The sequence below is a fragment of the Curtobacterium uvaldense genome, assembly GCF_028307415.1.
Classification (GTDB): Bacteria; Actinomycetota; Actinomycetes; order Actinomycetales; family Microbacteriaceae; genus Curtobacterium.
Genome location: NZ_JAQMHU010000080.1, coordinates 1 through 233, shown reverse-complemented (window position 1 = coordinate 233; position 233 = coordinate 1). Strand labels below are relative to the sequence as shown.

General features: G+C 71.7%; 1 pseudogene. It reads right to left on the bottom strand.

From position 1 onward, the window contains the following. Window positions 1–218: pseudogene (locus tag PIJ49_RS16950) on the bottom strand (hypothetical protein); the annotation flags it as partial. Between the last annotated feature and the right edge of the window lie 15 nt (window positions 219–233).

Genomic DNA, 233 nt, shown 5'->3' with positions numbered 1-233 from the left:
CCCGAACCGTTGTGGTTCAGCAGGCCCTGCACGTAGGGGCGGTAGTTGCCGTCCGGGCTCCAGTAGGTGACCGAGCCGGCGGTGATCGGGAACGACACGGCGCCGTCCTCGAGCTTCGCGTCGCCCGAGACGCCCGGGGTCAGACCCAGCGAGGTCAGCGCGTCGGTGAAGCTGCTGTCGAGCGCGACGGAGGTGTCGCCGCCGAGGACGTCCGGCACGGATGCGACCGGGGC